Source organism: Protaetiibacter intestinalis (assembly GCF_003627075.1).
Taxonomy (GTDB): domain Bacteria; phylum Actinomycetota; class Actinomycetes; order Actinomycetales; family Microbacteriaceae; genus Homoserinibacter; species Homoserinibacter intestinalis.
The window spans coordinates 1,787,282-1,813,092 of the sequence record NZ_CP032630.1 but is presented as its reverse complement, the minus strand read 5'-3'; the positions used below and the strand labels follow the sequence as shown (position 1 = coordinate 1,813,092).

General features: G+C 71.0%; 26 protein-coding genes and 1 riboswitch. Of the genes, 16 read left to right on the top strand and 10 right to left on the bottom strand.

Features of this window, described 5'->3' with window-relative positions; translation table 11 throughout:
- Positions 1–48 precede the first annotated feature (48 nt).
- From D7I47_RS08560 to D7I47_RS08535, 6 genes are all read right to left on the bottom strand, one after another.
- Positions 49–1,329, bottom strand: coding sequence for an ABC transporter permease (locus D7I47_RS08560; protein ID WP_120762649.1), 1,281 nt, complete (start codon positions 1,327–1,329; stop codon positions 49–51).
- A complete protein-coding gene (locus tag D7I47_RS08555; protein ID WP_120762648.1) occupies positions 1,329–2,576 on the bottom strand; it encodes an ABC transporter permease in 1,248 nt (415 codons plus the stop codon). Before D7I47_RS08555 ends, D7I47_RS08560 begins: the two co-directional genes overlap by 1 nt.
- Positions 2,573–4,069, bottom strand: coding sequence for an ABC transporter ATP-binding protein (locus D7I47_RS08550; protein WP_120762647.1), 1,497 nt, complete (start codon positions 4,067–4,069; stop codon positions 2,573–2,575). The genes D7I47_RS08555 and D7I47_RS08550 overlap by 4 nt, the downstream gene beginning before the upstream one ends.
- A gap of 90 nt (positions 4,070–4,159) precedes the next feature.
- Entirely contained in the window at positions 4,160–5,242 is a 1,083-nt protein-coding gene (locus tag D7I47_RS08545) for a BMP family lipoprotein (protein ID WP_157981674.1), read from the bottom strand.
- Positions 5,243–5,392: 150 nt separating this feature from the next.
- A complete protein-coding gene (locus D7I47_RS08540; protein ID WP_120762645.1) occupies positions 5,393–6,361 on the bottom strand; it encodes a nucleoside hydrolase in 969 nt (322 codons plus the stop codon).
- Entirely contained in the window at positions 6,362–7,477 is a 1,116-nt protein-coding gene (locus D7I47_RS08535) for a mannose-1-phosphate guanylyltransferase (RefSeq protein WP_120762644.1), read from the bottom strand. It lies immediately after the preceding gene.
- Between the two features lie 146 nt (positions 7,478–7,623).
- Between D7I47_RS08535 and sdhC the strand changes: the two genes are divergently transcribed.
- The 16 genes from sdhC to D7I47_RS08455 all read left to right on the top strand — a co-directional run bounded on the left by sdhC (position 7,624) and on the right by D7I47_RS08455 (position 22,152).
- Positions 7,624–8,058 carry a succinate dehydrogenase, cytochrome b556 subunit gene (gene sdhC, locus D7I47_RS08530; RefSeq protein ID WP_120762643.1) on the top strand — a complete coding sequence of 145 codons (435 nt, stop codon included), beginning with the start codon at positions 7,624–7,626 and terminating at the stop codon, positions 8,056–8,058.
- A 2-nt stretch (positions 8,059–8,060) separates the two neighbouring features.
- Positions 8,061–8,513, top strand: coding sequence for a succinate dehydrogenase (locus tag D7I47_RS08525; protein WP_120763880.1), 453 nt, complete (start codon positions 8,061–8,063; stop codon positions 8,511–8,513).
- An 11-nt stretch (positions 8,514–8,524) separates the two neighbouring features.
- Complete coding sequence (gene sdhA, locus D7I47_RS08520; RefSeq protein WP_227000548.1) at positions 8,525–10,333, top strand: succinate dehydrogenase flavoprotein subunit; 1,809 nt, start codon at positions 8,525–8,527, stop codon at positions 10,331–10,333.
- Complete coding sequence (locus D7I47_RS08515; RefSeq protein WP_120762642.1) at positions 10,333–11,121, top strand: succinate dehydrogenase iron-sulfur subunit; 789 nt, start codon at positions 10,333–10,335, stop codon at positions 11,119–11,121. Before sdhA ends, D7I47_RS08515 begins: the two co-directional genes overlap by 1 nt.
- Positions 11,122–11,139: 18 nt before the next feature.
- The gene (locus D7I47_RS08510; RefSeq protein WP_120762641.1) at positions 11,140–12,183 is read left to right on the top strand and encodes a YihY/virulence factor BrkB family protein; all 1,044 of its coding nucleotides are present in this window, start codon (positions 11,140–11,142) and stop codon (positions 12,181–12,183) included.
- A 9-nt stretch (positions 12,184–12,192) separates the two neighbouring features.
- Positions 12,193–13,155: a YihY/virulence factor BrkB family protein gene (locus D7I47_RS08505; RefSeq protein ID WP_120762640.1), complete on the top strand. Its 963-nt coding sequence runs from the start codon at positions 12,193–12,195 to the stop codon at positions 13,153–13,155.
- A 76-nt stretch (positions 13,156–13,231) separates the two neighbouring features.
- Positions 13,232–13,999: an exodeoxyribonuclease III gene (locus tag D7I47_RS08500; RefSeq protein ID WP_405083451.1), complete on the top strand. Its 768-nt coding sequence runs from the start codon at positions 13,232–13,234 to the stop codon at positions 13,997–13,999.
- Positions 14,000–14,013: 14 nt separating this feature from the next.
- A complete protein-coding gene (trpS, locus tag D7I47_RS08495; protein ID WP_120762638.1) occupies positions 14,014–15,018 on the top strand; it encodes a tryptophan--tRNA ligase in 1,005 nt (334 codons plus the stop codon).
- Positions 15,018–15,578: a GNAT family N-acetyltransferase gene (locus tag D7I47_RS08490; protein WP_120762637.1), complete on the top strand. Its 561-nt coding sequence runs from the start codon at positions 15,018–15,020 to the stop codon at positions 15,576–15,578. Before trpS ends, D7I47_RS08490 begins: the two co-directional genes overlap by 1 nt.
- Entirely contained in the window at positions 15,575–16,297 is a 723-nt protein-coding gene (locus tag D7I47_RS08485; protein ID WP_120762636.1) for an HAD family hydrolase, read from the top strand. Before D7I47_RS08490 ends, D7I47_RS08485 begins: the two co-directional genes overlap by 4 nt.
- Positions 16,298–16,375: 78 nt before the next feature.
- Positions 16,376–16,987, top strand: a complete 612-nt coding sequence (locus D7I47_RS08480) for a G5 domain-containing protein (protein ID WP_170154372.1) — start codon at positions 16,376–16,378, stop codon at positions 16,985–16,987.
- Positions 16,988–17,133: 146 nt separating this feature from the next.
- A riboswitch (FMN riboswitch) is annotated at positions 17,134–17,261 on the top strand.
- Between the two features lie 82 nt (positions 17,262–17,343).
- Positions 17,344–18,363 carry a bifunctional diaminohydroxyphosphoribosylaminopyrimidine deaminase/5-amino-6-(5-phosphoribosylamino)uracil reductase RibD gene (gene ribD / locus D7I47_RS08475; RefSeq protein WP_120762634.1) on the top strand — a complete coding sequence of 340 codons (1,020 nt, stop codon included), beginning with the start codon at positions 17,344–17,346 and terminating at the stop codon, positions 18,361–18,363.
- A 1-nt stretch (position 18,364) separates the two neighbouring features.
- On the top strand, positions 18,365–18,988 hold the full coding sequence (locus D7I47_RS08470; RefSeq protein ID WP_120762633.1) for a riboflavin synthase: 624 nt from the start codon (positions 18,365–18,367) through the stop codon (positions 18,986–18,988).
- Positions 18,985–20,265, top strand: coding sequence for a 3,4-dihydroxy-2-butanone-4-phosphate synthase (gene ribB, locus D7I47_RS08465; RefSeq protein ID WP_120762632.1), 1,281 nt, complete (start codon positions 18,985–18,987; stop codon positions 20,263–20,265). The genes D7I47_RS08470 and ribB overlap by 4 nt, the downstream gene beginning before the upstream one ends.
- The gene (ribH, locus tag D7I47_RS08460; RefSeq protein ID WP_120762631.1) at positions 20,262–20,738 is read left to right on the top strand and encodes a 6,7-dimethyl-8-ribityllumazine synthase; all 477 of its coding nucleotides are present in this window, start codon (positions 20,262–20,264) and stop codon (positions 20,736–20,738) included. Before ribB ends, ribH begins: the two co-directional genes overlap by 4 nt.
- Before the next feature lie 34 nt (positions 20,739–20,772).
- Complete coding sequence (locus D7I47_RS08455; protein ID WP_120762630.1) at positions 20,773–22,152, top strand: MFS transporter; 1,380 nt, start codon at positions 20,773–20,775, stop codon at positions 22,150–22,152.
- A gap of 76 nt (positions 22,153–22,228) precedes the next feature.
- Here D7I47_RS08455 and D7I47_RS08450 read toward each other — a convergent pair whose 3' ends face one another.
- The 4 genes from D7I47_RS08450 to D7I47_RS08435 are packed head-to-tail and all read right to left on the bottom strand — an operon-like array spanning position 22,229 to position 25,794.
- Positions 22,229–22,687: a MaoC family dehydratase gene (locus tag D7I47_RS08450; protein WP_120762629.1), complete on the bottom strand. Its 459-nt coding sequence runs from the start codon at positions 22,685–22,687 to the stop codon at positions 22,229–22,231.
- Positions 22,684–23,436, bottom strand: a complete 753-nt coding sequence (fabG, locus tag D7I47_RS08445; protein WP_120762628.1) for a 3-oxoacyl-ACP reductase FabG — start codon at positions 23,434–23,436, stop codon at positions 22,684–22,686. Before fabG ends, D7I47_RS08450 begins: the two co-directional genes overlap by 4 nt.
- A complete protein-coding gene (locus tag D7I47_RS08440) occupies positions 23,433–24,566 on the bottom strand; it encodes an alcohol dehydrogenase catalytic domain-containing protein (RefSeq protein ID WP_120762627.1) in 1,134 nt (377 codons plus the stop codon). The genes fabG and D7I47_RS08440 overlap by 4 nt, the downstream gene beginning before the upstream one ends.
- 4 nt (positions 24,567–24,570) lie before the next feature.
- Positions 24,571–25,794, bottom strand: a complete 1,224-nt coding sequence (locus D7I47_RS08435) for an acetyl-CoA C-acetyltransferase (RefSeq protein WP_120762626.1) — start codon at positions 25,792–25,794, stop codon at positions 24,571–24,573.
- Positions 25,795–25,811: the final 17 nt, after the last annotated feature.

Below are 25,811 nucleotides of genomic sequence, written 5' to 3'. Positions count from 1 at the left end.
CCGTGGCGTGCAGCAGCGTCCAGTCGATGTCCCGGGTCACGAGAATCACTACTCCTTGAGGTACGGCTTGCCGGCGGCCTTCGGGCCGATCACCCGGCCCGCGACGACGGCCACCGCGAGGATGGTCACGACGTACGGCGTCATGGCGATGAGGTCCGGCGGGATCGACGAGCCCGCCTGCCCCGCCCAGATGCGGAAGTTCGACGCGAAGCCGAACAGCAGCGCCGCGAGCGCCGCGTAGAACGGGTTCCAGCGTCCGAGGATGACGGCGGCGAGAGCGATGAAGCCCTGCCCGGCGCTCATCTCGCGCACGAACGCACCGACCGATCCGATGGTCAGCGAAGCCCCGCCGAGGCCCGCGATGAGCCCCGCGATCGTCACCGCCCAGAACCGCCAGCGGTTGACCTTGATGCCCACCGTGTCGGCCGCGAGCGGGTGCTCGCCGAGGGCGCGGATGCGCAGGCCCCACTTCGTCTTGAACAGCACGAACCAGGTGAGCGGCACGAGCACGAACATGAGGTAGGTCGTGAGGCGCTGGTCGAACAGCACCGGGCCGAGCACCGGGATGTCGGCGAGGCCCGGGATGCGGATGCGGGGCAGCGTGCCGGGGTTGTTGAGCGTCCCCGAGTTGGGGGCGAGCACCGCCGAGTAGAAGAAGTTGGTGATCGCCGTGACGAGGCCGATGAGCACGACACCCACGATCACCTGGTCGACGAGGTACTTGATGGAGAAGGCGGCGAGCACCATCGAGATCGCGGCGCCCGTGATCATCGCCGCGACGAGCGCGAGCAGGTAGCTGCCCGTGGTCGAGGCGACGACGGCGGAGGTGAACGCCCCGCCGAGCAGCTGCCCCTCGATCGCGATGTTGACGATGCCGGCGCGTTCGCCGATCACGCCCGCGAGCGCACCGAACACGATCGCGGTCGACAGGCCGATCGCGCCCGTCAGCAGGAAGATCACCGGCACGTTGCCGCCGGCGCCGACCCACGCGACGAGCGAGAACAGGAAGGCGAGGCCGACGACGAGCGACAGCAGCACGGTCACCTTGCGGCGCTTCCAGGCGAGCCAGAGGGCGACCGCCGCCGCGACGAGCGCGAGCGCGCCCGACACCAGGCCGACCGCCTGCGGCGAGAGCACCGAGGGCTCGAGCACGATGGCGTCGCTGTTGCCCGACCACACGAAGCGCACCTCCTCGGAGGTGCCGAGGACGCCGAACACGACGAAGGTGACGGCGGCGAGCACCGCGAGGATGACGGGCACCCGCCAGTTGCGGGGCGGCAGCGCGCTCGTGTGCGCGACGGCGGGGGCCTGCTCGGTGGCGACGGACATCACTCGGCCCCCTTCTGCTCGAGCGCCGGTTTGCGTCCGGTGCCGACCACGGTGATCTCCCGCGGCGCGGGCAGGAAGCGGAAGATGGCGCGCACGAGCGGCGGCGCCGCGATGAAGAGCACGATGAGGCCCTGGATGACGCCGAGGATCTCGGGGGGCACGTCGGCGAGCTGCATGGTCGGGCCCGCGGCCTTGAGCGCGCCGAACAGCAGACCCGCGAAGAGCACACCGCCCGCCCGCGATCCGCCGAGCAGGGCGACGGTGATCGCGTCGAAGCCGATGCCGGCGTCGATCTGCGGGGCGAAGTTGCCGTCGCGCCCGAGCGACTGGTTGATACCGGCGAGGCCGACGAAGAGACCCGACAGCACCATCGCGACGATCGTCATGCGCGCGACGTTGACGCCGGCGGCGCGTGCCGCATCCGGGTTGAGTCCCACCATCCGCAGCCGGAAGCCGAGCGGCGAGCGCTCCATGAGCCACCAGAACACGCCCACGGCGATGATGCACAGCACGAACGACCAGCGCAGCTCGTAGGCGTCGCCGAAGATCCGCGGGAACACCGCGGTCGGGTCGGGCGGACGCGTCGTCGGGTTGCTGCCGGTCTCCGGATCGTGCAGCACGGTCGTGCGCATGAGGTAGGTCACGAGGTAGACCGCGATGTAGTTCATCATGATCGTCACGATGACCTCGTGCGCGCCCGTCTTCGCCTTGAGGAAGCCCGCGATGAAGGCCCAGAGCCCCGCACCGACGAAGCCGAAGACCATCGCGACGATGAGGTGGATGCCGTACGGCAGGTGCAGCTGGAACGAGGCCCAGGCCGACCAGACCGCGCCCATGAGCAGCTGCCCCTGACCGCCGATGTTGAAGAGGCCGGAGCGGAAGGTGAGCGCGATGCCGAGGCCCGCCGCGATGAGCGGCCCTGCGAAGCGCAGCGACTCGGTGAGCGGCTTGATGCCCGCGGCGAAGCTGTCGGCCCGCGTGTTGTAGATCGCCCCGCGGAACAGCGCCGTGTACGCGTCGCCGAGGGCACGCCCCGCCGTCTGGAAGAAGTCACTCGGGCGGGAGAAGAAGTAGCCGAGGGTCGACTGCACGTCCTCGTTGGTGAGCACGATGAGCACGGAGGCGATGGCGAGCGACAGCACCACGGCGAGCACGGTGCGCGTGATGCCGCCCGCCGCGATGTCGTGTAGCACCTCGTTCCAGCGCGGTCGCCGGGAGGCCGGCGCCTCGGGGGTCGTCGAGGTCATTCGTGCACTCCTGCCATGAGCCGGCCGAGCTGTTCGCGGGGCGTGTCGGCCGGGACGATGTCGATGATCGCGCCGCGGTACATGACGGCGATGCGGTCGGCGAGCGCGATCACCTCGTCGAGCTCGGTCGAGACGACGAGCACCGGCACGCCCGAGTCGCGCACCTCGACGATGCGCTCGTGGATGAACTCGATCGAGCCGACGTCGACGCCGCGGGTGGGCTGGGAGGCGACGAGCAGCTTGAGCTCCCGGCCGAGCTCGCGCGCGAGCACGACCTTCTGCTGGTTGCCGCCCGAGAGCCGCCCCACGAGCGTCTCGCGGTCGGGCGTGCGGATGTCGAACTCGGCGATCGCGTCGTCGGCGAACGCGTCCCGCCGGGCGAAGTCGATCGCGGCGCCCTTCGCGAAGGGGGCGCCGACGCTGCGGTCGAGCATGAGGTTCTCGGCGACGCTGAACTCGGCGACGAGGCCGTCGACCTTGCGATCCTCGGGCACGAAGCCGACACCGGAGTCGAGCACCTGGCGCACGTTCGCGTCGATGATCTCGGTGCCGTACAGGCGGATGGATCCGATCGCCTTCTCGCGCAGGCCCACGATCGTCTCGGTGAGCTCGGTCTGACCGTTGCCCTGCACGCCCGCGATCGCGAGCACCTCGCCTTCGCGGATGCTGAAGGTGACGTCGTCGAGCAGGAGGGTGCCGCCGGGGCCGAAGAGGGTGAGCCCCTCGACGACGAAGGCCTCCTCGCCGAGCTTCGGCGCATCCTTCTCGACGGTGAGCGAGACGTCGCGGCCGACCATGAGCGCGGCGAGCTCGTCGGTCGACTCGGTGGGCGAGGCCTCGCCGACGACCTTGCCGAGTCGGATGACGGTGATGGTGTCGGCGACGGCCTTGACCTCGCGCAGCTTGTGGGTGATGAAGACGATCGAGGTGCCCGCGTCGGCGAGGGCGCGCATCGTCGTCATGAGCTCGTCGGTCTCCTGCGGGGTGAGCACGGCGGTCGGCTCGTCGAGCACGAGCACCCGGGCGTCGCGGGAGAGCGACTTGACGATCTCAACGCGCTGCTGGAGACCCACCGGGAGGTCCTCGACGAGGGCGTCCGGGTCGATGTCGAAGCCGAAGCGGTCGGAGATCTCCCGCACGCGGCGGCGCGCCTCGGGCAGGTCGATGACGCCGAGCTTGGAGGGTTCGTGGCCGAGCATGACGTTCTCGGCGACCGTGAAGACGGGGATGAGCATGAAGTGCTGGTGCACCATGCCGATGCCCGCCGCCATCGCGGCGCCCGGGCCGGCGAAGTGCTGCGGGACGTCGTCGAGCAGGATCTCGCCCTCGTCGGGCTGGTACAGCCCGAACAGCACGTTCATGAGGGTCGACTTGCCGGCGCCGTTCTCACCCAGGAGGGCGTGGATCTGTCCCGGCTCGACCACGAGGTCGATCGCGTCGTTGGCGACCAGGGATCCGAACCGCTTCGTGATCCCGCGGAGTTCGAGTTTCATGGCGGGTTCCATCCTGCCGGAACACCGGCGGATACGGCAGCGCCGGGGCGGCTGGATAGCCGCCCCGGCGCGCCGTCGGCGTGTCGAGGATCAGGCGGTGGGCGTCACGAGCGGGTCGATGGACCCGTCGATGATGCCGGCCTTGATCTCGTCGAGCGCGGACTGGATCTCGTCCGAGACCTCGAAGGTCGTGAAGGCGGACAGCGCGGTGCCGTCGTTCTCCAGCGTGCCCACGTACGGGTCGGTCGTGAACTCGCCACCCGAGGAGAGGTCCTTGATGACGTCGAACACGGCCTGCGTCATGCGCTTCTCGACGGAGGTGAGCACGAGGTCGGCGAGCTCCGGCTGCGTGGTCGCGATGTCCTTGTCGACACCGATGAAGACCGCGTTGGTGCCGGACTCGCGGATGGCCTCGGCGGTCGCCGTGAACAGGCTGCCCGCGACCGGGAAGATCACGTCGGCGCCGGCGGCGAGCTGGCCCTGCGAGATCGACTTGGCGACACCCGTGTTGGCGAAGTCGCCGACGAAGTCACCGGTACCGGCGGCCGGGTCCCACCCGACGACCGTGACGGGCGTGCCCGTCTGCACCTCGTAGTACTTCGCACCGTTGTAGTAACCGGTCATGAAGTCGGTGACGGCGTCGATCTGCATGCCGCCGTAGGTGCCCACGACCTTGGTGGTCGAGAAGGCGGCCGCCAGGTAGCCCGCGAGGAAGCTCGACTGGTTCATCGAGTACGCGATGGGCTTGAGGTTGGTCTGACCCTGGTTCCAGCCGTCGATCCAGACGAAGTTGGAACCGGTGTTGGCGTCGGCGAAGTTGAAGATGACGTCGTTGATCGAGAAGTTGAACCCGACGGCGAACGTGACGTCGCAGCCCGCGTCGACCATGGCGGTCAGGTTCGGCTCGAAGTCCTCTTCGCTGTTGGACTCGGCGTCCTCGATCTGCACGCCGAGCTCGGACTCGGCCTTGGTGAGGCCCTCGTGCGCCGCCTGGTTGAACGACTTGTCGTTCCAGCTGCCCTCATCGGAGACGGCGCAGGCCAGGAAGTCGGGGCTGTCGGGGCTGTCGGTGCCGTCGTCCTCGGGGGCGGCGGCACAGGCGGAGAGCAGCAGGCCGGCGATGCCGACGAGAGCGGCACCTCCGAGAACCCGCTTGCGGGTGATTGCGTTCACAGAGATGTCCTCCCATGACAAGGTGACCCGGGGTGCCGGGTGGTCATCACGTTACGTCGTGTGACGGGCGCGAGGGAAACCCGCCGGGCGATTGCATCCGAACAGTTACCAACTCGCGACAGTGCGGAAACGTTCAGGAAATGATCGCGCTCAGATGCCGTCGACCGCCCGACTGGGCTGCACTTCCGAGCGCAGCAGTCCCCCGATGTAGGCGAAGAACGCCTCGGGGTCGATGCGTTCGATCACGCGGGCGTTCGGCTCGAGCCCGTGCACGCCCCACGACATCGCCGAGTAGCCGCGCGTGAGCTCCGATCCGGTCTCGACGTCGACCGCGTACGGCGCGGAGGCCAGCACGAGCTCCGGATGCAGCAGCACCGCCGCCGTGAGGGAGTCGGGATGCGTGGAGCCGGGGATGCCGACCGACTCGTCGAAGGCGAGGGTCGTGCCGACGATGCGCGTGAAGAACCGCGCGAGCGGAGTGCCGATCGTCGCGAGCTCGGCGAGCCGTTCGCGGCTGAACACGGCGTCCCGCAGCGTGAGCGGATCCCACGGCACGACGGTGATGTCGAAGCCGGCGGCGAAGACCGCCTTGGCCGCCTCCGGGTCGACGTAGAAGTTGTACTCGGCGGCGGCGGTGATGTTGCCGCGGCCGTTGTTCGAGCCGCCCATGATCCACAGCGACCCCACGTTGCGTACGAAGTCCGGGTCCTTCACGAGCGCGGTGGCGATGTTGGTGAGCGGGCCGATGCACACGATCCGCAGCTCCCCCGGCGCCTCGGCCGCGAGGCGGATGAGGGCGTCGACGGCGTGCTCGTCCGAGACCTCGACGTCGTCGGCGTCGGCGAGCCGCAGGCCCCCCGAGCCGTCGCCGTGCACGTTCTCGGCCGAGACCCACTCGCGCACGAGCGGCCGTCGGCAGCCGAGGTGGATAGGCACCTCTCCGAGCCGGCCCGCCATCGCGAGGGTGAGGTGGGCGTTGCGCACCTGCTGGGCGAAGCCGACGTTGCCGGCGACCATCGTGATCGCGCGCAGCTCGGCATCCGGGTCGAGCAGCCCGACGAGCAGCGCGACGCAGTCGTCCTGCGCGGTGTCGGTGTCGATGACGAGGGGGATCGACATCTACAGCACCTCGTCCCGGCCCGAGAGCTTGAGCGCGTCGACGACGTTCTTGACGCGCTGGGCGTTCTCGGTCGTGGTGACCAGCAGCGCGTCGGGGGTGTCGACGACGACGATGTCGTGCACGCCGATGAGCGAGATGATGCGGTCGCTCTGGCTCACGACGATGCCGCTCGAGGCGTCGGCGAGCACGCGGGCGTTCTCGCCGAGGATCGACAGGTCGCTCGCCCGTCCGCCCGACTTGAGCTTGGCGACCGAGGCGAAGTCGCCCACGTCGTCCCAGCCGAAACGGCCCGGGATGACGGCGAGCCGCCCGGCCGCGGCCGCCGGCTCGGCGACGGCGTAGTCGATGGCGATCTTGCGCAGCTGCGGCCAGAGCCGGTCGACGGCCGGGCCGCGGGTGGCCTGGTCGTCCCAGGCGGCGGCGAGTTCCTCGAGCCGGGTGCGCAGCCCGGAGTCGAAGCGGCCGATCTCCTCGAGCAGCCGGTCGGCCCGCGCGATGAACATGCCCGCGTTCCACAGGTAGCCGCCGTCGGCGAGGTACGCCTGCGCGGTCGCGAGATCGGGCTTCTCGACGAAGCTCCCGACCGCGAGCGCGTCGGGGGCGCCCGCGATCTCGAGCGCACCGGCGCAGTGGATGTAGCCGAAGCCGATCGCGGGCTCGGTCGGGTGGATGCCGATGGTCGCGATGAGCCCGGCATCGGCGGCCTCGATCGCCTGCGCGACGGTGGCCCGGAAGACGTTCTCGTCGGTGATGACGTGGTCGGCCGCGAAGGAGCCGATGATGACGTCGGGCTCACGACGGGCGAGGATCGCCGCGGCGAGCCCGATGGCGACGGTCGAGTCGCGCGGCGCCGCCTCGAGCACGATGTTGCGGTCGGCGAGCTCGGGCAGCTGCTCCTCGACGGCGGCGCGGTGCGCGCGCCCCGTGACCACCATGATGCGGTCGGGCCCGGCGAGCGGGGCGAGCCGCTCCCAGGTGCTGCGCAGCAGCGTGCGGCCGGAACCCGTGAGGTCGTGCAGGAACTTGGGCGCGTCGGCGCGGGAGAGCGGCCACAGCCGCGAGCCGACGCCGCCGGCGGGGATGACGCCGTAGAAGCGCTCTGCTGCCGATGACATGCCCCCCAGCCTACGGATTCGGGCATCCGCTCCCGCCGGATATCTCGATGTCGAGATAGATAAGGGTGCCCTCACCTGCGGCGGCCGGAGGGCGGGCATACACTGGAGGCCGTTCCGACGACGAGCGAATCGCGAGGAGTAGCACCGTGACGAGCCAGGCTGCACCACCTGAGACCACGGCATCCGTTCCCGCACCACGGCGGCGCAAGCTTCCCGCCGGAACCCTCTACCGCGGCCGCGAGGGCATGTGGTCCTGGGTGCTGCACCGCATCACCGGTACGGCGATCTTCTTCTTCCTGCTCGTGCACATCCTCGACACCTCGCTCATCCGCATCAGCCCCGAGGCGTACGACGCGGTCATCGGCACCTACAAGACGCCGATCATGGGGCTCGGCGAGGTGGCGCTCGTCGCTGCGATCGGCCTGCACGCCCTCAACGGCCTGCGCATCATCTGCATCGACCTGTTCTCGTGGGGCCCCCGGGCCCAGAAGGTGATGTTCTGGGTGGCGATCGGCCTCTGGGTCGTGCTGCTGATCGGCTTCGTCCCCCGCCACCTCATGCACGTCTTCGGAGGGGAGTGATCGTGAGCACCGAGAACATCGCGGCACCCCGCAGCCCGTACCTCAGCCACCGCAAGCGCAACCGCTTCAACATCGAGAAGTGGGGCTGGATCTACATGCGCGCCTCGGGCGTGCTGCTCGTCGTGCTGATCTTCGGGCACCTGTTCTACAACCTGATCTTCCCGGGCAGCGTGAGCGTGCTCGACTGGGCCTTCGTGGCCGGCAAGTTCGCCGACCCGTTCTGGATCGTGTGGGACGTGCTGCTGCTCTGGCTCGCCCTCATCCACGGTGCCAACGGCATGCGCACGCTCATCAACGACTACGCGCACGGACGCTTCCGCTCGGTGCTGCTCGTGGCGCTCGCGGCCGCCACGATCGTGCTGCTCGTGCTGGGCACCCTCGTGCTGACCACCTTCGACCCGTGCCTCGGCGAGACCGACAACGCCGAGCTGATCGCGCGCTGCGCGGCCCAGTAGTGAGAGAGAACGTGAGCGAGAACCTGCAGTTCGAGGATGGCGACGTCATCGACGGCGTGCACTACCACCGCCACGACGTGATCATCGTCGGCGCCGGCGGCGCCGGGATGCGCGCCGCGATCGAGGCGGCCCCGCGCGCCAACACCGCCGTCATCACGAAGCTCTACCCCACCCGCTCGCACACGGGCGCCGCGCAGGGCGGCATGGCCGCGGCGCTCGCGAATGTCGAAGAGGACAGCTGGGAGTGGCACACCTTCGACACCGTCAAGGGCGGCGACTACCTCGTCGACCAGGATGCGGCCGAGATCCTCGCGAAGGAGGCCATCGACGCCGTCCTCGACCTCGAGAACATGGGCCTGCCCTTCAACCGCACGCCCGAGGGCAAGATCGACCAGCGCCGCTTCGGCGGGCACACCCGCGACCACGGCAAGGCGCCCGTGCGCCGGGCCTGCTACGCCGCCGACCGCACCGGCCACATGATCCTGCAGACGCTGTTCCAGAACTGCGTCAAGCTCGGCGTCAACTTCTTCAACGAGTTCTACGCGCTCGACCTCGTGATGACCGAGGTCGACGGCGTGCCGCAGCCCTCCGGCGTCGTCGCGCTCGAGCTCGCGACGGGCGAGCTGCATGTCTTCCAGGGCAAGTCGATCGTCTTCGCGACGGGCGGCTTCGGCAAGATCTACAAGACGACCTCGAACGCCCACACCCTCACGGGCGACGGTGTCGGCATCATCTGGCGCAAGGGCCTGCCGCTCGAGGACATGGAGTTCTTCCAGTTCCACCCGACCGGGCTCGCCGGCCTCGGCATCCTGCTCACCGAGGGCGCCCGCGGCGAGGGCGCGATCCTGCGCAACGCGAGCGGCGAGCGCTTCATGGAGCGCTACGCCCCCACCATCAAGGACCTCGCCCCCCGCGACATCGTCAGCCGCTGCATGGTGCAGGAGGTCGCGGAGGGCCGCGGCGCCGGCCCGCACAAGGACTACGTGCTGCTCGACTGCACGCACCTCGGCGCCGAGGTGCTCGAGACGAAGCTGCCCGACATCACCGAGTTCGCGCGCACCTACCTCGGCGTCGACCCGGTGTACGAGCCGGTGCCCGTCATGCCGACCGCGCACTACGCGATGGGCGGCATCCCCACCAACGTCAAGGCCGAGGTGCTGCGCGACAACGACACCGTCGTGCCGGGTCTCTACGCCGCGGGCGAGTGCGCGTGCGTCTCGGTGCACGGCTCGAACCGCCTCGGCACCAACTCGCTGCTCGACATCAACGTGTTCGGCAAGCGCGCCGGCAACAACGCGGTCGACTACGCCGAGACCGTCGAGTTCACGCCGCTGCCCGTCGACCCCGCGAAGGCCGTGCGCGAGCTCGTCGAGCAGCTGCGCGACTCGACCGGCACCGAGCGCATCGCCGCGCTCCGCAAGGAGCTGCAGGACGAGATGGATCGCAACGCCCAGGTGTTCCGCACCGACGAGTCGCTCGAGAAGGTCACCGAGACCATCCACGAGCTGCGCGAGCGCTACAAGAACGTGTCGATCCAGGACAAGGGCCGCCGCTTCAACACCGACCTGCTGGAGGCGATCGAGCTGGGCTTCCTGCTCGACCTCGCGGAGGTCGTGGTGTTCTCGGCGAAGAACCGCAAGGAGAGCCGCGGCGGCCACATGCGCGACGACTACCCGAAGCGCGACGACGAGACCTACATGAAGCACACCATGGCCTACCTGACCGGCGACCCGCACTCCGCGGACGCCGCCGACCACATCACGCTCGACTGGAAGCCCGTCGTGGTGACGAACTACCAGCCGATGGAGAGGAAGTACTGATGGCCGGCGCTGCCACCCTCGAGGCCGTGGACAACACGCCGAAGGCCGAGGTGCCCATCCAGTCCTTCACCGTCACGCTCATCATCCGGCGGTTCGACCCCGAGAAGGACGCCGAGCCGTACTGGCAGGACTTCGACGTCGAGCTCTACGCGACCGACCGCATCCTCGACGCGCTGCACAAGATCAAGTGGGAGACCGACGGCTCGCTCACCTTCCGCCGCTCCTGCGCGCACGGCATCTGCGGCTCGGATGCGATGCGCATCAACGGGCGCAACCGGCTCGCCTGCAAGACGCTCATCAAGGACCTCGACATCACGAAGCCCATCTACGTGGAGGCCATCAAGGGTCTGCCGCTCGAGAAGGACCTCATCGTCGACATGGAGCCGTTCTTCGCCTCCTACCGCGAGATCCAGCCGTTCCTCATCGCCGACTCGAAGCCGAAGGACGGCAAGGAGCGCATCCAGTCGGTCGCGCAGCGCGAGCGCTTCGACGACACCACCAAGTGCATCCTGTGCGCGGCGTGCACCTCCTCGTGCCCCGTCTTCTGGACCGACGGCCAGTACTTCGGGCCGGCCGCGATCGTCAACGCGCACCGCTTCATCTTCGACTCGCGCGACGAGGCCGCCAAGGTGCGCCTCGACATCCTCAACGACAAGGAGGGCGTGTGGCGCTGCCGCACGACCTTCAACTGCACCGAGGCGTGCCCCCGCGGCATCGAGGTCACGAAGGCGATCGCCGAGGTGAAGGCGGCCGTGCTGCGCGGCAAGCCCGACATCCCGAAGAAGTAGCCCATCTAGGCTGGCGTCATGGCGCCGGATGCGAAGCGGCCGCCCGCGCTCGTCGCGTGGGTGCAGGGCGTCGTCGCGTGGGTCATGCGGCTCAAGCCCGTGCGGGTGTTCCTGGCCTACGGCGCCCACCGCGGCCCGCTGCTCGCGGCGGGCCTGTCGAACCAGGCGATCTTCGCGGTGTTCGCCGCCATCTGGGTGGCGTTCTCGGTGTTCGGCATCGTGCTGGCGGGCAACGCCGAGCTGCAGGATGCACTGCTCACCCTGCTCGCGAACGCGGTGCCCGGCCTCATCGACACCGGCGAGGGCGGCGCCATCAAACCGGACGACCTCATCAACCCGGCCGTCCTCGGCTGGACGGGTGCCGTCGCGCTCGTCGGCCTGTTCTTCACAGCGCTCGGCTGGCTCGCCTCGGCGCGGGACGCCATCCGGGTCATCGGCGACCTGCCGGGGCCCCGCACCAACTTCCTGCTGCTCAAGCTCAAGGATCTGGGGCTCGCGATCGGCTTCGGCGCGCTGCTGCTCGTCTCCTCCGCCCTCTCGGTGCTGTCCTCGCAGGCGCTCGACGGCGTGCTCGACTGGCTCGGCATCCGCGACTCCGCCTCGACGACGATCGCCGCCCGCGTCCTGACGATCGGGCTCATGTTCGTGCTCGACACGCTCGTGCTCGCGGCGCTCTACCGGGTGCTCGCGGGGGTGCACATCCCGCTCCGCTTCCTCGTGCAGGGCGCGCTGCTCGGCGCCCTCGCCCTCGGGGTGCTCAAGATCCTCGGCACCGCACTGCTCGGCGGGGCCACCAACAACCCGCTGCTCGCGGGCTTCGCGGTGATCATCGGTCTGCTCATCTGGTTCACCCTCATCTGCCAGGTGATCCTCATCGCGGCCTGCTGGGTGTTCGTGTCGATGCAGGATGCCGGGGTGCCGCTCGACAGGCGGCTCGCGGCCGAGCAGGCGGAGGCCGAGGCGGCCGAGCGCGAGCGCCTCAGGGAGGAGCTGCGCGCGGAACTGGCGGCCGAGCGGAAACCCGGGTTCTGGAGACGACTGTTCGGGGGCCGCGCCCGCTAACGTGTCGCCATGGACGAGGAGGGCGCGCCGCGGACCCCCGCCGCCGCGCTGCGGCACCGGTTCCGCGACCGCATGGCGGTGCGCGTGTACCGCGACTACCTCCGTCACCGCGGACCGCTGCTCGCGGCGGGCCTCTCGCAGGAGGCCGTGTTCGCGGTGTTCGCCGGGATGTGGCTCGCCTTCACCTCGTTCGAACTGTTCGCGCCCGCCCACTCGCGGCTGCGCGACGCCCTGCTCGGCCTCCTCGACGCGCTCGTGCCCGGCCTCATCGACACCGGCACCGGTGGCGCGATCGACCCCGCCGCACTCATCGGCACGACCGTGCTCAGCTGGACGGGCGTCGTGGCGCTCGTGGCGCTCGTGTTCACGGCCGTCTCCTGGCTCTCGGGCGCCCGCGACGCGGTGCTGCTGATCGCCGACCTGCCGTCGCCGCGCACCCATTTCGTGCTGCTGTGGCTCAAGGACTTCGCGCTCGCGATCGGCTTCAGCCTGCTGCTGCTGGCGTCCGCCGCCGTCGCGGCGACCGCCGGTGCCGCGCTCGACGACGCGCTCGAGGCCCTCGGCATCCGCGACACGGTCGCCTCGGAGGTGGGGGCGCGCGCCCTGTCGCTCGTGCTCGTGCTCGCGATCGACACGGTGCTGCTGGCGATCCTCTACCGGGTGCTCGCGGGGGCGCGCATCCCGCTGCGGTTCCTGCTGCCGGGTGCCGCACGCGGCGCCGTCGTGCTCGCCGCGCTGCAGGTGTTCGGCGCACTCGTGCTGGGCGCCATCCCGGCCAATCCGCTGCTCGCCGGCTTCGCCGTCATCATCACCCTGCTGGCGTGGTTCACCCTCGCCTCGCAGGTGGTGCTGCTCTCGGCGTGCTGGGTGTTCCTGAGCATGCGGGATGCGGGGGTGCCGCTGAGCGAGGGGGCCAGGGAGCCCGTCGCACGGCCGCAGACGGCGGGCGACGAGGTCGTGGGCGCTGGCTAGAGTTGGAGGCGTGTCCCGCCCCCTCCGCATCGCCACCGTCAACGTCAACGGCGTGCGCGCCGCCTACCGCAAGGGCATGGGCGAGTGGCTCGCCCCGCGCGGCGTCGACATCCTGGCCCTGCAGGAGGTGCGCGCCGAGACCGACGACCTGACGGCGCTGCTCGGGCCCGAGTGGGACGTGCTGCACGACCCCGCGACGGCGAAGGGCCGCGCGGGCGTGGCCCTGGCGAGCCGACGCAAGGCCGAGATCCACCGGGTCACCTTCGGCCCCGACGACTTCGACTCCGCCGGACGCTGGCTCGAGGCCGACTACGACGTCGACGGCACGATCGTCACGGTCGTCTCCACCTATGTGAACTCGGGCGAGGCCGACACCCCCAAGCAGGTCGAGAAGTACAAGTTCCTGGATGCCATGGCCGAGCGACTGCCGAAGCTCGCCGAGCACAACCCGCTGTCGCTCGTCGTGGGCGACCTCAACGTCGGGCACCGCACCCTCGACATCAAGAACTGGAAGGGCAACGTGAAGCGCGCCGGCTTCCTGCCCGCAGAGCGCGCGTACTTCGACCGCTTCCTCGGCGCGGAGGGCGAGGAGGGCTACAACGCCGGAGCCGGCTTCGGCTGGGTGGATGTGGGCCGCCGCTTCGCGGGCGAGGTGCCCGGTCCGTACACCTGGTGGTCGCAGCGCGGCCAGGCCTTCGACACCGACACCGGGTGGCGCATCGACTACCACCTGGCGACGCCGGCCCTCGCCGACACCGCGGTCTCCTACACGGTCGATCGGGCAGCCGCCTACGACGAGCGATGGTCCGACCACGCCCCCGTCGTCGTCGACTATTCCCTCTGACCTCAAGGACCCTCATGACCAAGCCCCGCCTGTTCTCGGGCATGCAGCCCTCCGCCGACTCGCTCCACGCGGGCAACTACATCGGCGCCCTCCTGCAGTGGAAGCAGCTGCAGCGCGACTACGACGCCGTGTTCAGCGTCGTCGACCTGCACGCGATCACCGTGCCGCAGGATCCGGCGACCCTGCGCGAGAAGACCCGCCGCACCGCGGCGCAGTACATCGCCGCCGGCATCGACCCCTCGGCATCCACCCTCTACGTGCAGTCGCACGTGCCCGCCCACGCCCAACTCGCCTGGGTGCTCAACACCATCACGGGCATGGGCGAGGCGAGCCGCATGACCCAGTTCAAGGACAAGACCGCCAAGCAGGGTGCGGACTCCGCGTCCGTGGGCCTGTTCACCTACCCGATCCTGCAGGCGGCCGACGTGCTGCTGTACGACGCCGAGATCGTGCCCGTCGGCGAGGACCAGCGCCAGCACATCGAGCTCACGCGCGACCTCGGCCAGCGCTTCAACACGCGCTTCGGCGAGACGTTCGTGATCCCGGAGGTGTCGATCCTCAAGGAGACGGCGAAGGTCTACGACCTGCAGAACCCGGGGTCGAAGATGTCGAAGTCGGGCGAGACCGAGAACGGCATCCTGTGGCTGCTGGACGAACCCAGCCGCCTCGTGAAGAAGATCAAGTCGGCCGTCACCGACAACGACGGCTCGATCCACTACGACCCGGTCGGCAAGCCCGGGGTCTCGAACCTGCTGACCCTGCTGTCGGTGCTCGGCGGAACCTCGGTCGAGTCGCTCGAGCACGAGTTCGCGGGGCGCGGCTACGGCGACCTCAAGGGCGCCGTCGCGGATGCCGTGGTGGCCGAGTTCGGCCCGGTGCGCGAGCGGGCGCTCGAGCTGCTCGCCGACCCGGCCGAGCTCGACCGGGTGCTCGCGGTGAACGCCGACCGCGCGAACGAGATCGCCGAGGCGACGCTCGCCCGCGTCTACGACCGCGTGGGCTTCCTGCCGAGACGCTGATGGAGCCGGTCGCGCTGCGCACCGAGCGGCTCGTGCTGTCGCCGGCGCGGCTGGACGACGTCGACCACGCGACGGCCCTGCTGCAGGAGCCGGTCATGGGCACGATGCTCGCGTCGCTGCCCTGGCCGTACACCCGCGAGGATTCGGAGTTCTACATCGGCCGCATGGTGCCGGCCGGCTGGGCCTCGGGCGAGGCACTGTCGTGGGCGATCCGCGAGAGCGAGGACGGCCCGCAGCTCGGCGACATCGGCTGGCGTCCGCCACGCGGCGACGTCGGGTTCTGGCTCGGAGCACCCTCACGCGGCCGCGGGTACATGACGGAGGCGCTGCGGGCGGTCGTCGACTGGGTGTTCGAGACGACCCCCGAACTCGACCGGATCGGCTGGGAGGCGGTCGCCGGCAACGTCGCGTCGGCGCGCGTCGCCCGCGCGGCCGGGTTCCGCTACGACGGTGAGCGTCCCGTCGAGGTGCGCTTCCGCGACGGTTCGTTCCCGAACGGCTGGCACGCCCACCGGCTGCGCTCCGACGACGGCTCGGCGCACGAGGGCTGGCCGCTGTGAGCGGCATCCGGGCGGTGCTCTTCGACCTCGACGACACGCTGTTCGCGCACCGCGAGTCCGTCGAGGCCGGCATCCACGCCCACCGCAGCACGCTCGGCGGCGAGCTCGCCGCGGCCGATCGGGCGAGCGAGTACGCGCGCTGGAGCGCGCTCGAGGAGGAGCACTACCACCGCTACCTCGCGGGCGAGCTCGACTACCTGGGGCAGCGACGTGCGCGGGCGCGCGGCTTCGTCGCACCCTACGGCATCGAGCTCGACGACGAGGCGGCCGAGGCCTGGTTCGAGCAGTACCGCGCGCACTACGAGACGAGTTGGCGGCTGCACGACGACGCCGCCGCGTGCCTGGCCGCGATCGCGCCGCGCACGCTCGGGATCATCACCAACGGCGACCTCCGCTTCCAGACCTCGAAGGCGGTCGCCGTGGGCCTGGATGCGCTCATCCCGCTCGAGCACCTGGTCGCGAGCGGCGAGGTCGGGGTGGCGAAGCCCGACGCGCGCATCTTCGAGCTCGCCGTCGCGCAGCTCGGCACCACGGCATCCGCGGCCTGCTACGTGGGCGACCGTCTGCACACGGATGCGATCGGCGCGGCCCGCGCGGGCCTGCTCGGCGTCTGGATCGACCGTCCCGCTGCCGCGACCCCCGAGCAGCTCGCCGAGGCCGCCGCCGAGGGCGTGCCCGTCATCCGCACCCTCGCCGAGCTGCCCGCCCTGCTCGCCTGACCCGTGACGCGACCCCGTGACGGGGGAGTTGACGGGAGACGCCGGCCAGAGGACCCTCGTCGTCGAATGGAGGCGACCGTGACGAGCATGCTCTCCAACGACCGGGCGACCTGGCCGCGGGCTGTCGCCGCGGGCGTCGCCCTGCTTCTCGGCTGCACCGTGGTCGGCTGCGCCTCCGCCACGCCGCGACGGATCGCGGAACTACCTCAGACGAACTCTCCTTCTCGTGCCTCATCGCCCGAGCCGACCCGCACGCCCGCGGTGACCGAGAAGGTCATCGTCGTCACCGAGCCGGTTGCGTTCGAGCACACGACACAAGACGACCCGAACCGGGACGTCGGCTCGTCCGCGGTCGTGCAGCAAGGCGCAGACGGCACCCGGTCGATCACCTACGAGGTCACGTACGTCGACGGTGTCGAATCCTCGCGCATCGCGACGGGCGACGAGATCACCGTCGCACCCGTTCCCGAGATCACCGCGGTGGGCACGCGCCAACCGGCTCCCGCGCCTGTCGTAGATACCAGCGGGTGCGATCCGAATTATTCGGGGGCATGCGTGCCGATTGCGAGCGACGTCGATTGTGCGGGAGGAAGCGGCAACGGTCCCGCCTATGTGCGGGGGCCGGTTCGGGTGATCGGTACGGACATCTACGACCTCGACCGAGACGGTGATGGAATCGCCTGCGACTGACGCGAGGCGCCCGCAGTTCCTTCCGAGTGGTCGGTTCTTCGCCTCATGCGGCGCGAATGGGGCCGGAAACCGACCGGTCAGCGTCGTCGGGTGACGCGGGGGAATGTACGCGTCGCGGGTGCGTTGTAGACTCCAGAACAAGCAACACGTGCTCCGGGGGCGGTGGAAATCCGCACCGGCGGTGATAGTCCGCGAACCCCGTTCCGCAAGGAATGGGGCCGATCCGGTGGAATTCCGGGACCGACGGTCAAAGTCCGGATGAGAGGAAGCACGCGTCGGCGGCGGCCGGTTTCGGCATCCGTCGGCGGGCGTCGCCTCGCGTCGCGCATCCCCGGACCGGAACCGGAAGGGATGCCATGGCCGAGACCGTCTCGTACGACGCCGCCATGCGCCGCGCCCTCGACCTCGCCGCGCGCGGGCCCGTCACCGGCGGCAACCCGCAGGTGGGCTGCGTGCTGCTCGACGCGTCCGGCACCGTCGTCGCCGAGGGCTGGCACCACGGCGCGGGCACGGCCCACGCGGAGGTCGATGCCCTCTCGCGGGTGGCCGACGCGCGGGGGCTCACCGCCGTGGTGACACTCGAGCCCTGCAACCACACCGGCCGCACCGGCCCCTGCAGCGAGGCGCTCATCGCCGCGGGCGTCGAGCGGGTCGTCTACGCCGTCTCCGACCCGGGGCACGAGTCTGCGGGCGGCGCCGAGCGGCTGCGCTCGGCGGGCGTCGAGGTGATCCCCGGCGTGCTCGCGGACGAGGTGACGGCGTTCCTGCACATCTGGTTGACCGCGGTCGCGCGGCACCGCCCCTGGGTGACCGTCAAGTGGGCCTCGACCCTCGACGGCCGCGCCGCCGCCGCCGACGGCACGAGCCGCTGGATCACGGGCACCGCGGCCCGGCAGCGCGTGCACGAGCAGCGGGCGGCATCCGACGCGATCCTCGTCGGCAGCGGCACGGTGCTCGCCGACGACCCCGCCCTCACGGCGCGCGGCGACGGCGGCGAGCTGCTCCCCCACCAGCCGCTGCCCGTCGTCGTCGGCGAACGCGCCGTGCCCGCGGATGCGGCCCTGCGGCACCACCCGGCGGGTCTCCTCGAGACCGGCACCCGCGACCTCGAGCGCGTGCTCGCCGCACTCGACGTCCGCGGCATCCGTCGCGTGTACGTCGAGGGCGGGCCGACGCTCGCCTCGGCGATCGTCGCGGCGGGCCTCGCCGACGAGTACGCCGTGTACCTCGCACCCGCGCTGCTCGGCGGCGACCGGCTCGCGATCGGCGAGCTCGGCATCACGACCATGGCCGAGGCGCGGCGCCTCGTCATCACGGGCGTCGAGCAGCTCGGCGACGACCTGCTCGTGACGGCACGACCCACGGAAGGGAACTGACATGTTCACCGGAATCATCGAGGAGCTCGGCGAGGTGCTCGCCTGGGAGCCCACGGGCGACGCGGCCCGCATCACCGTGCGCGCCCCGCTCGCGGTCTCCGACGCCTCCCACGGCGACTCGATCTCCGTCTCGGGCGTGTGCCTGACGGTCGTCGACCAGGGCGAGGACTGGTTCACCGCGGATGTCATGGGCGTCTCGATCGACGTCACCACGATCGGCGACCGCCGGCCCGGCGACCGCGTCAACATCGAGCGCGCAGCCGCCGTCGGCGACCGCCTCGGCGGCCACATCGTGCAGGGTCACGTCGACGGCACCGCGACCGTGCTCGCGGTCGAGGACGAGGGCAGCTGGCGCGTCGTGCGCTTCTCGCTCTCCCCCGACCTCGCCCCGCTCGTCACCCGCAAGGGCTCGATCGCGGTCGACGGCACCTCGCTCACGGTGAGCACGGTGTCGGATCCGGATGAAGCCGAGCAGTGGTTCGAGGTGTCGCTCATCCCCGAGACCCTCACCGCGACCACCCACGGGGCGCTCGTGCCGGGTGCCCGCGTGAACGTCGAGACCGACATCCTGGCGCGGCATGTGGAGCGGATGCTCGCGCTGACGAACGAAGGAGCACGCCGATGAGCCTGAGCGACATCCCCACCGCCCTGCAGGCGCTGCGCGCCGGCCGACCGGTGATCGTGGCCGACGACGAGGGGCGCGAGAACGAGGGCGACGTGGTGCTCGCCGCCGAGACGGCCAGCCAGGAGTGGATCGCGTGGGCGGTCAGGCACTCGTCGGGCTTCATCTGCGCGCCCATGACGAACGCGATCGCCGATCGGCTCGCGCTGCCGCCGATGGTCGAGCACAACGAGGACCCGCGCGGCACCGCCTACACGGTCTCCGTCGACGCGGCCGACCGCCTCTCGACCGGCATCTCGGCATCCGACCGCGCCCACACCCTGCGGGTGCTCGCCGACCCCGAGTCGATCCCGGCGAGCCTCAGCCGCCCCGGCCACATCCTGCCGCTGCGCGCCGTCGACGGAGGGGTGCGCGAACGCGACGGCCACACCGAGGCGTCGGTCGACCTCATGAAGCTCGCGGGCCTCACCCCCGTCGCCGCGATCGCCGAGATCGTCGACGAGGACGGCGAGATGATGCGCCTGCCGAACCTCATCCGGCTCGGCGAGCGCGAAGGGGTGCCCGTCATCACGATCGAGGCCCTCATCCGCTTCATGGAGGAGCGTCGCTGCGAGCGCGACCCGAAGGCGGAGGTCGTGATCCCCGAGTGGCAGCGCGTCACCTTCGAGGTCGAGACCCACGTGCCCACCTCGCACGGCACCTTCCGGGTGCGCGCCTACCGCGACCGTTCGACGGGCGCCGACCACGTCGCGTGGATCTCGGGCGAGCCGCGCGACGGCGCGCTCGTGCGCGTGCACTCCGAGTGCCTCACGGGCGAGGCGTTCGGCTCGCTCAAGTGCGAGTGCGGGCCGCAGCTGGACGCGGCGCTCGCGACCATCCAGGCGGAGGGCGGCGTGGTCGTCTACCTGCGCGGCCAGGAGGGGCGCGGCATCGGCCTCATCAACAAGCTGCGCGCCTACCGCCTGCAGGAGGACGGCTTCGACACGCTCGACGCGAACCTGGCCCTCGGGCTGCCCGCCGACGCCCGTGACTACGGGGCGGCGGTCGGCATCCTGAAGGATCTCGGCATCGGCCGCGTGCGGCTGCTCTCCAACAACCCCGAGAAGGCCCGGCAGCTCGCCGAGCGGGGTGTCGAGGTCGAGGCCCTCGTGCCGCTCGTCGTCGGCGTGGGCGAGTTCAACGAGGGCTACCTCGACGCCAAGCGCGACCGCATGGGCCACGCGCTGCCCACCCATGAGGCGCTCACTGCGCGCCTCACGAGCGAGAGGAACCCGGCATGAGCGGCGAGGGCCGTCCCACCGAACTCGACCACGACGGCGCGGGGCTCCGCATCGCGGTGGTCGCCGGCACCTGGCACGAGAAGATCACCGAAGGGCTGCTGACGGGAGCGCTGCGCACCCTCGCCGCATCCGGTGCCGAGGTCGAGGTGATCCGGGTGCCCGGCAGCTTCGAGCTGCCCGTCGTCGCGAAGGCGGCGCTCGACGCGGGGGCGGATGGCGTGGTCGCGCTCGGCGTGATCATCCGCGGGGGCACGCCGCACTTCGACTTCGTCTCGAACGCCGCGACCGACGGCCTCACCCGGGTCGCCCTCGACACCGGCAAGCCGGTCGGCTTCGGGGTGCTCACCCTCGACGACGAGCAGCAGGGCATCGACCGGGCCGGCTTCCCCGGCTCCAAGGAGGACAAGGGCCAGGAGGCCGCGGAGGCCGTGCTCGCGACCGCCCGGGTGCTCGCGCGCATCCACGGCCGGTGACCGGAAAGCGCTCGGGCGTGCCAGGCTGGATGCCATGAGCAGTGCAGCCTCCCCCGCGCCCACGACGGCGCCGGCCAATCCCCGCGCCCGCGTCGTCGTCGCGAGCCTCATCGGCACCACGATCGAGTTCTACGACTTCTACGTCTACGCCACCGCGGCCGTGCTGGTGTTCCCCCACCTGTTCTTCCCGCCCGGCGACGAGACGACGGCGCTGCTGTCGTCGTTCGCGATCTTCGGTGCCGCCATGGTGGCGCGCCCGCTCGGCGCGATCTTCTTCGGCCACCTCGGCGACCGGCGCGGCCGCAAGGTGACGCTCGTCGGGGCGCTGCTCACGATGGGCATCGCGACCTTCCTGATCGGCGTGCTGCCCACCTATGCGCTCGTCGGCTGGCTCGCCCCGCTGCTGCTCGTCGTGCTGCGCCTCGCGCAGGGCTTCGCGCTCGGCGGGGAGTGGTCGGGAGCCGCGCTCGTCGCGACCGAGAACGCACCGGCCGGCAAGCGCGCCTGGTACGGCACCTTCCCGCAGCTCGGCGCCCCGATCGGCTTCATCATCGCCAACGGGCTGTTCCTCGTCATCGCGGCCGTGCTGCCCTCCGACGACCCCTCCCGCCCCTCCGACGCCTTCCTCGAGTGGGGCTGGCGCATCCCGTTCCTGTTCTCGGCCGTCATGGTGATCGTGGGCCTCTGGGTGCGGCTGCGGCTCGTCGAGTCGTCGACGTTCTCGAAGGCGGCGACCGCGGGCAAGCTCGCCAAGGTGCCGCTCGCGACGGTGTTCCGCACGCACTGGCGCCAGCTGATCCTCGGCACCTTCTACATGCTCGCCACCTACGTGCTCTTCTACCTGATGACCACGTTCTCGCTCAGCTACGGGCGCGCGGCGACGGATGCGCCGGTACCGGGACTCGGCTACGAGTACACGACGTTCGTGCTCATGATGATCTTCGGCGTCGTGTTCTTCGGCATCTTCACCCTCGTCTCGGGGCCGCTCGCCGACCGCTTCGGACGCCGCCCGACGCTCATCGTCATCACCGCGGCCATCATCCTGTTCGGTCTGCTGTGGGTGCCGCTGCTGTCGGCCGGAACGGTCGGCGTCGTGCTGTGGCTCGTGCTGGGCTTCACCCTCATGGGCTTCACCTTCGGCCCGATGGGGGCCCTGCTGCCGGAGCTGTTCCCGACCGCGCTGCGGTACACGGGATCCGGGATCTCGTACAACGTGTCGTCGATCCTGGGCGCCGCGGTGGCGCCGTTCATCGCGGTGTGGCTGTGGCAGACCGGTGGGGGCAGCCCCGTCTGGGTGGGCGTCTACCTCTCGGTGATGGCGACTCTCACGCTCATCGCGCTGCTCGTCGGCCGGGAGACGAAGGACATCTCGCTCGATGACGTGGATGCCGAGCTCCCCGAGGCGCTGCCGTAACCTCCTCTCCGCGAAAGTACGTACTTTGGGGGCGCGCAGGGGTGTTTCGGGCCCAAAAGTACGTACTTTCGGGGACTCAGGCGGGCACGAAGAGGGCGATCGCCTCGGCGACGAGGGCGGGCTTGTCGTGCCCCTCGATCTCGACGGTCACCCTCTGGGAGACGCGGATGCCGATCGCGGTCGCCTCGGCGGCGGAGATGACGGCCGAGGCGCGCACGCGTGAGCCGGCCGGCACCGGCTGCAGGAAGCGCACGGTGTCGAGCCCGTAGTTGACGGCCATCGCGAGGTTGCCGATCTCGAGCAGCCCGTGCGAGAGCGCGGGCAGCAGCGAGAGCGTCAGGTAGCCGTGCGCGATCGTCGAGCCGAAGGGGCCGGATGCCGCGCGCTCCTCGTCGAGGTGGATCCACTGGTGGTCGTCGGTCGCGTCGGCGAAGCGTGCGATGCGGTCCTGGTCGACCTCGAACCACTCCCCCGCGCCGAGCTCGGTGCCCACAGCATCCAGCAGCTCGCGCGGGTCGGCGAAGACGGCGCTCATGCGCGCGGCCCGCCGGCCACATAGATGACCTGGCCGTTGGTGAACGAGGCCTCCTCGCGCACGAAGAACGAGGCGACCGCGGCGATGTCGTCGGGCTCGCCCGCGCGGCCGACCGGAATCTCCTTCGCCATGAGCGCGAAGAAGTCGTCCGGCTCCATGCCGACGCGGCGCGCGGTCGAGGCCGTCATCTCGGTCACGATGAAGCCGGGCGCGATCGCGTTCGCGGTGACACCGAAACGACCCAGCTCGATCGCGAGGGTCTTCGTGAAACCCTGCATGCCGGCCTTCGCGGCCGCATAGTTCGCCTGCCCGCGGTTGCCGAGCGCCGAGGTGGACGAGAGGTTCACGATGCGGCCCCAGCCGGCATCCACCATGTGCGCCTGCACGGCCTTGGTCATGAGGAAGGCGCCGCGCAGGTGCACGCCGAGCACGGCATCCCAGTCGTCGGCGGTCATCTTGAACAGCAGGTTGTCGCGCAGGATGCCGGCGTTGTTGACGAGGATCGTGGGCGCACCCAGTTCGGCCACGACGCGTTCGATCGCGGAGGCGACGAGCGTCTCGTCGGCGACGTCGGCGCCGACGCCGACGGCGCGGCCGCCCGCCGCGCGGATCGCTTCGACGGTTTCGGAGGTGGCGGCCTCGTCGAGGTCGACGACGGCGACGGCGTGGCCGTCGGAGGCGAGGCGGCGGGCGATGGCGGCGCCGATGCCGCGGGCGGCTCCGGTGACGATGGCGACTCTCTCGGTCATGGGGTTCCTTCCGGGGACGGGGTCGGGGTGTCGAAGACGATGAGCTGCCGCAGCGCAGCACCCTCGGCGAGGGTGTCGAAGGCGGCGACGATGTCGTCGAGGCGGATGCGGTCGCTCACGAGCGCCTCGACGGGCAGGCGTCCGGCGCGCCACAGTTCGACGTAGCGCGGGATGTCGCGTTCGGGCACCGAGCTGCCGAGGTAGCTGCCGACGACGGTGCGGGCCTCGGCGGTGAGCACGAGCGGCGAGACGCTCGCGCGCGCGTCGGGGTGCGGCAGGCCGACCGTGACGGTCGTGCCGCCGGGGGCGGTGGCGGCAAGGGCCGCCTCGAACGCCGCCGGGTGCCCTGCCGCCTCGATCGCGACGGGCGCACGCACCCCGGATGCCGCGAGCTCCTCGGCGAGGACGGCGCGATCGGCACCGAGGGCGCGGGCCGCGGCGAGCTTGTCGTCGCGGGCGTCGACCGCGATCACGGGGTGGCCGAGGGCGCGGGCGACGAGCAGCGCCGCCATGCCGACACCGCCGAGCCCGACGACGAGGACCGGTTCGCCCGGTGCGGGCCGGGCGGCGTTGAGCACGGCGCCGCCGCCGGTGAGCACGGCGCAGCCGAGTAGCGCCGCCACCTCGGCGGGGAGGTCGCGGGGCACGGGTACGACCGAGCGCCGCGAGACGACGGCGTGGTCGGCGAAGGCGGAGACGCCCAGGTGGTGCGCGATCGAGGCGCCGTCGGCGTGGAGGCGGTGGCCGCCGCCGAGCAGCTCTCCCGCGGCGTTCGCGGCGCTGCCGGGCTCGCACGGCATCCGCCCCGCGCTCGCGCAGCCGGCGCACGCACCGCAGCGCGGCAGGAACGTCATGACGACGCGGTCGCCGACCGCGACATCCGTCACGCCCGCACCGAGCACCTCGACGATGCCGGCGGCCTCGTGCCCGAGCAGCATGGGCACGGGCCGCGGACGGCTGCCGTCGACGACCGAGAGGTCGGAGTGACAGACCCCGGCGACCTCGATGCGCACGAGCAGCTCGCCCGCACCCGGCGGGTCGAGCTCGAGCTCGCGCACGGCGAGCGGGCGTGACTCGACGTAGGGACGGGGATCCCCCGTCCGCTCGAGCACCGCCCCTCGGATGCGCATCGACTCAGCTCAGCCGCTCGAGCACCATCGCCATGCCCTGGCCTCCGCCGACGCACATCGTCTCGAGGCCGAGCGTGCCGCCGGTGGTGCGCAGGCCGTTGAGCAGCGTGCCGGTGATGCGGGCGCCGGTCATGCCGAAGGGGTGGCCGACGGCGATCGCGCCCCCGTGCACGTTGAGCTTCTCCCAGCCGATGCCGAGCTCGCGCGCCGAGGGGATCACCTGCGCGGCGAAGGCCTCGTTGATCTCGACGAGATCGACGTCGTCAATCGTGAGGCCGGCGCGGGAGAGCGCCTGGCGGCTCGCCTCGACGGGGCCGAGGCCCATGATCTCGGGGCTGAGTCCGGTGACACCGGTCGAGAGGATGCGGGCGAGAGGGGTGAGACCGAGCTCCCGCGCCTTGGTGTCGCTCATGATGACGAGCGCGGCGGCGCCGTCGTTGAGCGGGCAGGCGTTGCCTGCCGTGACGGTGCCGTGCGCGCGGAACACCGGCTGCAGCCCGGCGAGGGCCTCGATCGTGGTGCCGGCGCGCGGACCGTCGTCGCCCGCGACGACCGTGCCGTCGGCGAGGGTGTACGGGGTGATCTCACGCGCGTAGAAGCCGGACGCGATGGCCTGCTCGGCGCGGTTCTGGCTGAGGCAGGCGAACTCGTCCTGCTCGGCGCGGCTGATGCCCATCAGCTCGGCGACGTTCTCGGCGGTCTGCCCCATCGCGATGTACGGGTCGGGCAGGACGCCGTCGTTCCGCGGGTCGCGCCACGGCTCCTCGGATGCCGCCCGCGCGGCGGTACGGGCGGTGGCCTCCGCGAAGGCCGGGTTCTCGAAGTCCTGCCCCGTCACGTAGTCGGAGTTGCCGTAGACCGAGGCCGACACCGACTCGACGCCCGCCGAGATGAGCACCTCGGCCTCGCCCGCCTTGATGGCGTGCAACGCCATCCGGGTGGTCTGCAGGCTCGACGAGCAGTAGCGCGTAATGGTGGCGCCGGGAACCGCGTCGAGGCCGAGCTTCACGGCGACGATGCGGCCCATGTTCATGCCCTGCTGCCCGCCGGGCAGACCACAGCCGAGCAGCAGGTCCTCGACCGTGGTCGGGTCGAGTTCGGGTACCTGATCGAGTGCGGTCTGCACCGCGAAGGCGGCGAGGTCGTCGGGACGCTCCTCTCGGAACGAGCCCTTGAAGGCTCGGCCGATGGGGGTGCGGGCGACGGAGACGATGACGGCGTCGGGCACGATTCTCTCCTTCGAGA

Bases quoted from the DNA above. Each gene is read 5' to 3' on its own strand.
- D7I47_RS08455 (WP_120762630.1), top strand. From the start codon at position 20,773: ATGAGCAGTGCAGCCTCCCCCGCGCCCACGACGGCGCCGGCCAATCCC.
- D7I47_RS08535 (WP_120762644.1), bottom strand. From the start codon at position 7,477: ATGTCATCGGCAGCAGAGCGCTTCTACGGCGTCATCCCCGCCGGCGGC.
- ribB (WP_120762632.1), top strand. From the start codon at position 18,985: ATGAGCCTGAGCGACATCCCCACCGCCCTGCAGGCGCTGCGCGCCGGC.
- D7I47_RS08440 (WP_120762627.1), bottom strand. From the start codon at position 24,566: ATGCGCATCCGAGGGGCGGTGCTCGAGCGGACGGGGGATCCCCGTCCC.
- D7I47_RS08540 (WP_120762645.1), bottom strand. From the start codon at position 6,361: ATGTCGATCCCCCTCGTCATCGACACCGACACCGCGCAGGACGACTGC.
- D7I47_RS08490 (WP_120762637.1), top strand. From the start codon at position 15,018: ATGGAGCCGGTCGCGCTGCGCACCGAGCGGCTCGTGCTGTCGCCGGCG.
- D7I47_RS08450 (WP_120762629.1), bottom strand. From the start codon at position 22,687: ATGAGCGCCGTCTTCGCCGACCCGCGCGAGCTGCTGGATGCTGTGGGC.
- D7I47_RS08550 (WP_120762647.1), bottom strand. From the start codon at position 4,069: ATGAAACTCGAACTCCGCGGGATCACGAAGCGGTTCGGATCCCTGGTC.
- D7I47_RS08555 (WP_120762648.1), bottom strand. From the start codon at position 2,576: ATGACCTCGACGACCCCCGAGGCGCCGGCCTCCCGGCGACCGCGCTGG.
- D7I47_RS08560 (WP_120762649.1), bottom strand. From the start codon at position 1,329: ATGTCCGTCGCCACCGAGCAGGCCCCCGCCGTCGCGCACACGAGCGCG.
- D7I47_RS08470 (WP_120762633.1), top strand. From the start codon at position 18,365: ATGTTCACCGGAATCATCGAGGAGCTCGGCGAGGTGCTCGCCTGGGAG.
- D7I47_RS08510 (WP_120762641.1), top strand. From the start codon at position 11,140: ATGGCGCCGGATGCGAAGCGGCCGCCCGCGCTCGTCGCGTGGGTGCAG.
- D7I47_RS08505 (WP_120762640.1), top strand. From the start codon at position 12,193: ATGGACGAGGAGGGCGCGCCGCGGACCCCCGCCGCCGCGCTGCGGCAC.
- trpS (WP_120762638.1), top strand. From the start codon at position 14,014: ATGACCAAGCCCCGCCTGTTCTCGGGCATGCAGCCCTCCGCCGACTCG.
- D7I47_RS08515 (WP_120762642.1), top strand. From the start codon at position 10,333: ATGGCCGGCGCTGCCACCCTCGAGGCCGTGGACAACACGCCGAAGGCC.
- ribD (WP_120762634.1), top strand. From the start codon at position 17,344: ATGGCCGAGACCGTCTCGTACGACGCCGCCATGCGCCGCGCCCTCGAC.
- D7I47_RS08500 (WP_405083451.1), top strand. From the start codon at position 13,232: ATGGGCGAGTGGCTCGCCCCGCGCGGCGTCGACATCCTGGCCCTGCAG.
- ribH (WP_120762631.1), top strand. From the start codon at position 20,262: ATGAGCGGCGAGGGCCGTCCCACCGAACTCGACCACGACGGCGCGGGG.
- fabG (WP_120762628.1), bottom strand. From the start codon at position 23,436: ATGACCGAGAGAGTCGCCATCGTCACCGGAGCCGCCCGCGGCATCGGC.